Source organism: Streptomyces sp. TP-A0356, assembly GCF_001417775.1.
Lineage (GTDB): Bacteria > Actinomycetota > Actinomycetes > Streptomycetales > Streptomycetaceae > Streptomyces.
In genome coordinates this window covers 21,825-28,377 of the sequence record NZ_BBZJ01000048.1, presented here as the reverse complement: position 1 = coordinate 28,377, position 6,553 = coordinate 21,825, and the positions used below count along the sequence as shown (strand labels likewise).

Here is a 6,553-nt window from a genome sequence, read left to right as displayed (position 1 = left end):
GTCGCCGTCCTCGCTGCTGCACTGGACACGGCGGATGATCGAGATCCGTAAGCAGAACCCGGCGTTCGGGCTGGGCTCCTACACCGAGCTGCCCTCCTCGAACCCGGCCGTGCTGGCGTTCCTGCGCGAGCACGGGGACGACCTGGTGATGTGCGTGAACAACTTCTCCCGGTTCGCGCAGCCCACCGAGCTGGACCTGCGCAGCTTCAACGGCAGGCATCCGGTCGAACTGATCGGCGGGGTCCGCTTCCCGGCCATCGGCGAACTCCCCTACCTGCTCACCCTCGCAGGCCACGGCTTCTACTGGTTCAGGCTCCGCAAGAACGTCCCCCAGGCCACCAAGGTGAACTTGTTCGTGGGCCGTTGATTCATGGTCGCTGTTCCCTAGGCCGCCACTGAAAGGACGCGACGCCATGCCGAAGACCGAGACCGCAACGCTCCGCCCGGGCAGCCTCAGCCGCGCCTCGCTGCTGCCCTCGCTCTCCGGTCTGTTGCGCGAGTGGCTGCCGCGCCAGCGCTGGTTCGCAGGCAAGGGACGTCCGGTCACGGAACTGGCGCTGCTGTCGGTGGCCGAGCTGCACCCGAACTGCCTGCACATCCTGGTCCGCGCCGGCTACCCCGAGCCGCCGGCGACCGGGGCACCGGGCTCCGCACCGGCCCATGACTGCTACCAACTCCTTCTGGGCATAGGCGAGTCACTGTCTCCCCGACTCTCTCCCGCCGTCCTCGGACGCGCGAGTGAGGGTCCCCTGGCGGGGCTGCTGGTCTACGACGCCCTCCAGGACCGGCGCTCGGCGTCCCTGCTCCTGGAGCGGCTGCGCAGGCCGGGCACCGTGGGCGCCCTCCGCTTCGAACGGGACGGGCGGGTGACCATCCCCGCCGGTCTCGCTCCGCGCCTCCTCGAAGCCGAGCAGTCCAACTCCTCACTGGTGTACGGCGACGCGTACATCCTGAAGGTCTTCCGCCGGGTGCGGCCCGGGGTCAACCCGGATCTGGAAGTTCCCTGGGCCCTGGCCCGGCAGGGCTGCACCCGCGTACCCGTCCCGGTGGCCTGGTTCCGAACGTCCAGCCCGTGGGGCGCGACGCTCGGCGTGCTCCAGCCGTTCCTGCACGGCGCCGCCGACGGATGGACACAAGCGCTCACCGCACTCTCGTCCGGCCAGGAGTTCACCGCGGAGGCGTACGAGCTGGGGCAGGCCACGGCCGAGGTGCATCTGGCCCTCGCCGCCGCGTTCCCGGTCGAGTCCCAGGACGCGGCGGAGACCAGGCGGCTCGCGGCCGGGATGGTCGGGCGGCTGCGGGACGCCATCCACGCCGTACCGGAACTGCTGCCGTACGCCTCGGGGCTGCGGTCCGCCTTCACCGAGCTGGCCGCGCTCGACGCGCCCCGGCCGGCCCAGCGCATCCACGGCGATCTGCATCTGGGCCAGGTGCTACGGGCCGAACGGCAGTGGCGCGTGATCGACTTCGAGGGCGAACCGGCTCGCCCGCTGCCCGAACGGCGACGCCCCCAGTCTCCCGTACGCGATGTGGCGGGCATGCTCCGCTCCTTCGACTACGCCGCCCACGCCCGTCGGCCATGGCGTCCCGAGTGGGCGCTGCGCTGCCGGGAGGCGTACTGCGCGGGCTACGCCGCCGAGGCGGGCTGGGACCCATGGGCGGTCCCCGAGCTGCTGCGCGCCTACGAGACCGACCGTGCCGTGTACGAGGTCCTGTACGAGGCCCGGCACCGCCCGGACTGGCTGCCCGTGCCGATGGCGGCGATCGCACGCCTGGCCGAACGCCCCGGCCTGAGGAGGCTGACGCCGTGACCGTTCCCACCGCCCCCCAACCACCCCTCTCCTCGCCCAGGCTCGGCACCCCGAGCCCCGCACCCGCGTCGCCCGGTGACCGTGAGCGGCTGCTGGCGGGCACGCACCACGACCCGCACTCGGTCCTGGGCGCGCATCCGGTGCCGGGCGGGTTGGTCTTCCGCGTGCTGCGGCCGTGCGCGCTGTCGGTCACCGTCGTCATGGGTGACGCATGGGCGGAGCTGCACGACGACGGGGAGGGCTTCTTCTCGGCCCTGCTGCCGTTGCGGGACGTACCGGACTACCGGCTGCTGGTGGCGTACGAGGGAGCCGTAGTGGAGGCGGACGACCCCTACCGCTTCCTGCCCACGCTCGGTGAACTCGATCTGCACCTGATCGGCGAGGGCCGCCACGAGGAGCTGTGGAAGGCCCTCGGCGCCCATGTGACGACCCATGCCGGTGTCCGGGGAACCCGCTTCACGGTGTGGGCACCGAACGCGCGCGGAGTGAGGGTCCCCGGGGACTTCTGCCACTGGGACGGCACCGGGTATCCGATGCGCTCGCTGGGCTCCTCCGGTGTGTGGGAGCTGTTCGTGCCCGGCATCGGACCCGGCACCCGCTACAAGTTCGACATCACACGCCCCGACGGCACACACACGGTGCGCGCCGATCCCATGGCCCGCCGCGCGGAGGTCCCTCCCGCGACGGCATCGATCGTGACGCGGTCCGCGTACGAGTGGCAGGACGGGGAGTGGCTCGCGGACCGTGCGCGGACGCCGGTGCACCAGGCGCCGTTGTCGGTCTACGAGGTGCATCTGCCGTCCTGGCGCCCCGGGCTGACGTACCGGCAACTCGCCGAGCAGCTGCCCGCGTATGTGAAGGACCTCGGCTTCACCCATGTGGAGCTGATGCCGATCGCCGAGCACCCCTTCGGCGGCTCCTGGGGCTACCAGGTCACCGGCTTCTACGCGCCCACCGCCCGGCTGGGCACCCCCGACGACTTCAAGTACCTGGTCGACGCACTGCACCGGGCCGGCATCGGCGTACTGATGGACTGGGTCCCGGCGCACTTCCCGCGCGACGACTGGGCACTGGCCGAGTTCGACGGGCGCCCCCTGTACGAGCACGCCGACCCCCGGCGCGCCGCCCACCCCGACTGGGGCACGCTGGAGTTCGACTTCGGACGGCGCGAGGTGCGCAACTTCCTGGTCGCCAACGCCGTGTACTGGTGCGAGGAGTTCCACATCGACGGCCTGCGCGTGGACGCGGTGGCCTCCATGCTCTACCTCGACTACTCACGCGAGCCGGGCCAGTGGAGCCCGAACGAGTTCGGCGGGAACGAGAACCTGGACGCCGTGGCGTTCCTGCAGGAGATGAACGCCACCGTCTACCGCCGCTGCCCCGGCGTCATCACGGTCGCCGAGGAGTCCACGGCCTGGAACGGGGTCACCAGACCCACCGATCAGGGCGGCCTCGGGTTCGGTCTGAAGTGGAACATGGGCTGGATGCACGACTCCCTGGTGTACGTGTCCAAGGACCCGGTGCACCGCAAGTACCACCACCACGAGATGACGTTCTCGATGGTGTACGCGTACAGCGAGAACTACGTGCTCCCGATCTCCCACGACGAGGTCGTGCACGGCAAGCGGTCGCTGGTGTCGAAGATGCCGGGCGACTGGTGGCAGCAGCGCGCCGACCACCGCGCCTACCTGGGCTTCATGTGGGCCCACCCGGGCAAGCAACTCCTCTTCATGGGGCAGGAGTTCGCCCAGGGCGGGGAGTGGTCGCAGGCCCACGGCCCGGACTGGTGGCTGCTGGATCCGGCGTACGGGGCGGAGCCCGATCACCGGGGCGTGCGCGACCTGGTCCGCGACCTGAACGAGATCTATCGCGGCACTCCGGCGCTGTGGCAGCGGGATACCGAACCGTCCGGCTTCCAGTGGGTGGTGGGCGACGCGGCCGACGACAACGTGTTCGCCTTCCTGCGGTTCGACGCGGAGGGCACGCCCCTGCTGGCCGTCTCGAACTTCTCCCCGGTCGTCCGCCACGACTACCGCCTGGGCGTCCCGGACGACGTCCCGGCCTGGCACGAACTCCTCAACACCGACCTGGCCAGGTACGGCGGCAGCGACGTCCACAACCCCCACCCCCTGCTACCGGACGCCACCCCCTGGCACGGCATCCGGCTCACGCTTCCGCCCCTCGCCACCCTCTGGCTGCGTCCCGCGCCCCGACCGAACGAAACGGAGGGTCCCCTCGATCGCCCTGTCGGCTGAATACCGCCGATGAATTCCCGGAGCCAAGAGTTTCAGCGATTTCAGCGAATTTCCCGACGCTACTCGGGGGAATCGGGTGAGCGCCCGTAGTAAACCCAGGCCGAATTGTTTCACGACCGGAAAGGGGGGAATGGGCTCATCTAGTGCTTCGGACAGGAGGCACGTCCGTGGGAGCTGGCCCACCAGACCCGGGGTGCGTGCCCCGTGCGTGCCGTGTGCGCCCTCCCGTGGTGACTGTCCAATCAGCCCCCTGAGGGAGTTGAAGAGCACCATGCGCATCACGGTCAAAGCGAAGCAACACCCACACGACGACGCCCCCGACACCACCGAGGACTTCGCACGGCTGCGCGGTCTGCCCGACGGTCCCGAGCGGCAGGCGCTGCGCGACGAGATCGTCCGGTCGTGGCTCCCCATGGCCGAGCGCATCGCCCGGCGCTACCGGGGGCGGGGCGAGTCCGTCGAGGATCTGTGCCAGGTCGCCGCACTGGGCCTGGTCAAGGCGGTCGACCGGTATGAGCCGGCGCGCGGCTACGCGTTCGAAAGCTATGCGATCCCCACCATCACCGGTGAGATCAAGCGGCACTTCCGTGACCACATGTGGGTCCTGCATGTGCCGCGCCGCGTCCAGGACCTGCGCAACCGCGTCCGGGTGGCGGTCAAGGAGATCTCGCAGGAGAGCCCCGGGCGCGGGCCGAGCGTCGCCGAGATCGCCGATCACGCGCACCTCAGCGAGGAGGACGTCCGCGTGGGCCTGGAAGCCATGGACAGCTTCACCGCACTGTCCCTGGACGCGGAGGTGGCGGGCAGTGACGACGGGTACGCCCTGGGCGACGCGCTGGGCGATGCCGACTCCGGATACGACCTGATCGTCGACCGCGAGGCCGTCAAGCCGTGTCTGCGGTCCTTGCCCGAACGCGAGCGCACCATCCTCTATCTGCGCTACTTCCGCGGCATGACCCAGAGCCGCATCGCCAGCCAGCTCGGCATCTCCCAGATGCACGTCTCGCGTCTGCTCAGTGGCTGCTGCGCGCGGGTGCGCGAGGAGGCGACGGCCGACATCGTCTGATCCCGCTTGCCGGCCCCTCGCGGGGCCGGCAAGCATTCGGCCGCCCGGACCGCTCGCCGACCGGACGGCCGTTTGCGGTGGGCTCACTGCCGAACCCTCCCGGGAACGGTTTGGCAAGTGTGCCGCCACTTCCCGGACTATCCGTCAGGGGGTGTTTGAAACGCTCTTACCAATGGCCAGTGAGATGAAATAGCCCCGAGGGGCCGGAAGCCTCTCCGGTGGGCGTCATGGGGACGCCGGACCATCCGGAAGCTGCGTAGGACCGTAACGGTCGAGCGTCTCCTCCAGATGGACGCGGACATCGGGCGGCAGATCTCCGTCGCGACCCCAGACGAGTATCAACTCGGCGACATTCCGCAGCTTGATGTTCGCGTGCTGGGAGACTTCCCGGAGCACTTCCCACCCCTGGTCCGGGCTCACGTGTCCGAGGGCGACCAGCATGCCGATCGCCTGGTCCACGACCGCGTGCGAGGTGATGGCCTCCTTGAGGTGGCCCACCTCCTCCTCCAGCTGGAGGATCCGCTCCGCTTCCGGGGCGGTGGGGTCCGGCTCGCTGCTCCCCGGACGGGCTTTCGAGGTCATCGTCCCCTCCGGGTGGTGGCGTGGCATCCGGCGATATCTGGTTCCTCTCCATCGTCACCATTCGAGCAGGTGTGTGCGAGCGGGGGAAGGGGTACTCCGGGACGCGAGTGGGCACAGCGGGCCCGGGAGGTGAAGCAGGCATGAGCCGTCCCGACGACACCCGGGCGCCCGCGTACGACGCGACCCCGTTCCTGCCGCGTGACGGCGGGCTGGACGCATACCGGCGTGCCGCCGCGAACTGCCGGGGCTGCCCCCTGTACGAGAACGCCACACAGACCGTGTTCGGCAGGGGTGAGCCCTCGGCGCGGGTCGTCCTGGTGGGAGAGCAGCCCGGCGACCAGGAGGACCGGCAGGGCGAACCCTTCGTCGGGCCGGCCGGCCGTCTGCTCGACAAGGCGCTGGCGGACGCCGAGATCGACCGTGGCTCGGCCTACCTCACCAACGCGGTCAAGCACTTCAAGTTCACCGTCGCCGAACGCGGCAAGCGGCGCATCCACAAGGCCCCCACCCTGCGCGAGGTGGCCGCCTGCCGTCCCTGGCTCTGTGCCGAGCTGGACCTGGTCCGCCCCGAGGTCGTGGTCGCCCTGGGCGCGACGGCGGCCAAGGCACTGCTGGGCGGCTCGTTCCGGGTGACCAAGGACCGGGGAAGCCTGCTGCCGATGCCCGGCACGGACGAGGAGCGGTACATCGTCGCCACCGTGCATCCCTCGGCGATCCTGCGCGCCGACGACCGCGAGGCCGCGTACGCCGGACTCGTGTCGGACCTGAGGGTGGCGGCGCGGGCGCTGGACGGGTCGTGATCCACGGGCGGCGATCCCCCTGCCTGGACCGCCGATCTT

The 6,553-nt window shown here is 70.5% G+C and carries 6 protein-coding genes; 5 read left to right on the top strand and 1 reads right to left on the bottom strand.

Annotation, left to right across the window (positions count from 1 at the left end; genetic code table 11):
- From ASC56_RS36690 to ASC56_RS36675, 4 genes are all read left to right on the top strand, one after another.
- Positions 1-367 (top strand): alpha-glucosidase C-terminal domain-containing protein (locus ASC56_RS36690; RefSeq protein WP_199836169.1); only part of this gene is annotated, 367 nt, incomplete at its 5' end.
- 46 nt (positions 368-413) lie between these two features.
- Complete coding sequence (locus ASC56_RS36685) at positions 414-1,811, top strand: phosphotransferase (RefSeq protein WP_055495942.1); 1,398 nt, start codon at positions 414-416, stop codon at positions 1,809-1,811.
- Positions 1,808-4,066 (top strand): 1,4-alpha-glucan branching enzyme, encoded by a 2,259-nt coding sequence (gene glgB, locus ASC56_RS36680; RefSeq protein ID WP_055495941.1) that lies wholly within the window; start codon positions 1,808-1,810, stop codon positions 4,064-4,066. Before ASC56_RS36685 ends, glgB begins: the two co-directional genes overlap by 4 nt.
- 271 nt (positions 4,067-4,337) lie before the next feature.
- Positions 4,338-5,132, top strand: coding sequence for a SigB/SigF/SigG family RNA polymerase sigma factor (locus tag ASC56_RS36675; protein ID WP_055495940.1), 795 nt, complete (start codon positions 4,338-4,340; stop codon positions 5,130-5,132).
- A 225-nt stretch (positions 5,133-5,357) separates the two neighbouring features.
- Here the strand turns inward: ASC56_RS36675 and ASC56_RS36670 are convergent, their stop codons facing one another.
- Positions 5,358-5,714, bottom strand: a complete 357-nt coding sequence (locus tag ASC56_RS36670) for an ANTAR domain-containing protein (protein ID WP_055495944.1) — start codon at positions 5,712-5,714, stop codon at positions 5,358-5,360.
- A 140-nt stretch (positions 5,715-5,854) separates the two neighbouring features.
- On the opposite strand from ASC56_RS36670, the gene ASC56_RS36665 reads away from it, so the two are divergent.
- On the top strand, positions 5,855-6,514 hold the full coding sequence (locus ASC56_RS36665; RefSeq protein ID WP_055495939.1) for a UdgX family uracil-DNA binding protein: 660 nt from the start codon (positions 5,855-5,857) through the stop codon (positions 6,512-6,514).
- The last annotated feature ends 39 nt before the right edge of the window (positions 6,515-6,553 follow it).

Excerpts from the sequence above, each read along its gene's own strand:
- ASC56_RS36670 (WP_055495944.1), bottom strand. The coding sequence starts at position 5,714 with ATGACCTCGAAAGCCCGTCCGGGGAGCAGCGAGCCGGACCCCACCGCC.
- ASC56_RS36665 (WP_055495939.1), top strand. The coding sequence starts at position 5,855 with ATGAGCCGTCCCGACGACACCCGGGCGCCCGCGTACGACGCGACCCCG.
- ASC56_RS36685 (WP_055495942.1), top strand. The coding sequence starts at position 414 with ATGCCGAAGACCGAGACCGCAACGCTCCGCCCGGGCAGCCTCAGCCGC.
- ASC56_RS36675 (WP_055495940.1), top strand. The coding sequence starts at position 4,338 with ATGCGCATCACGGTCAAAGCGAAGCAACACCCACACGACGACGCCCCC.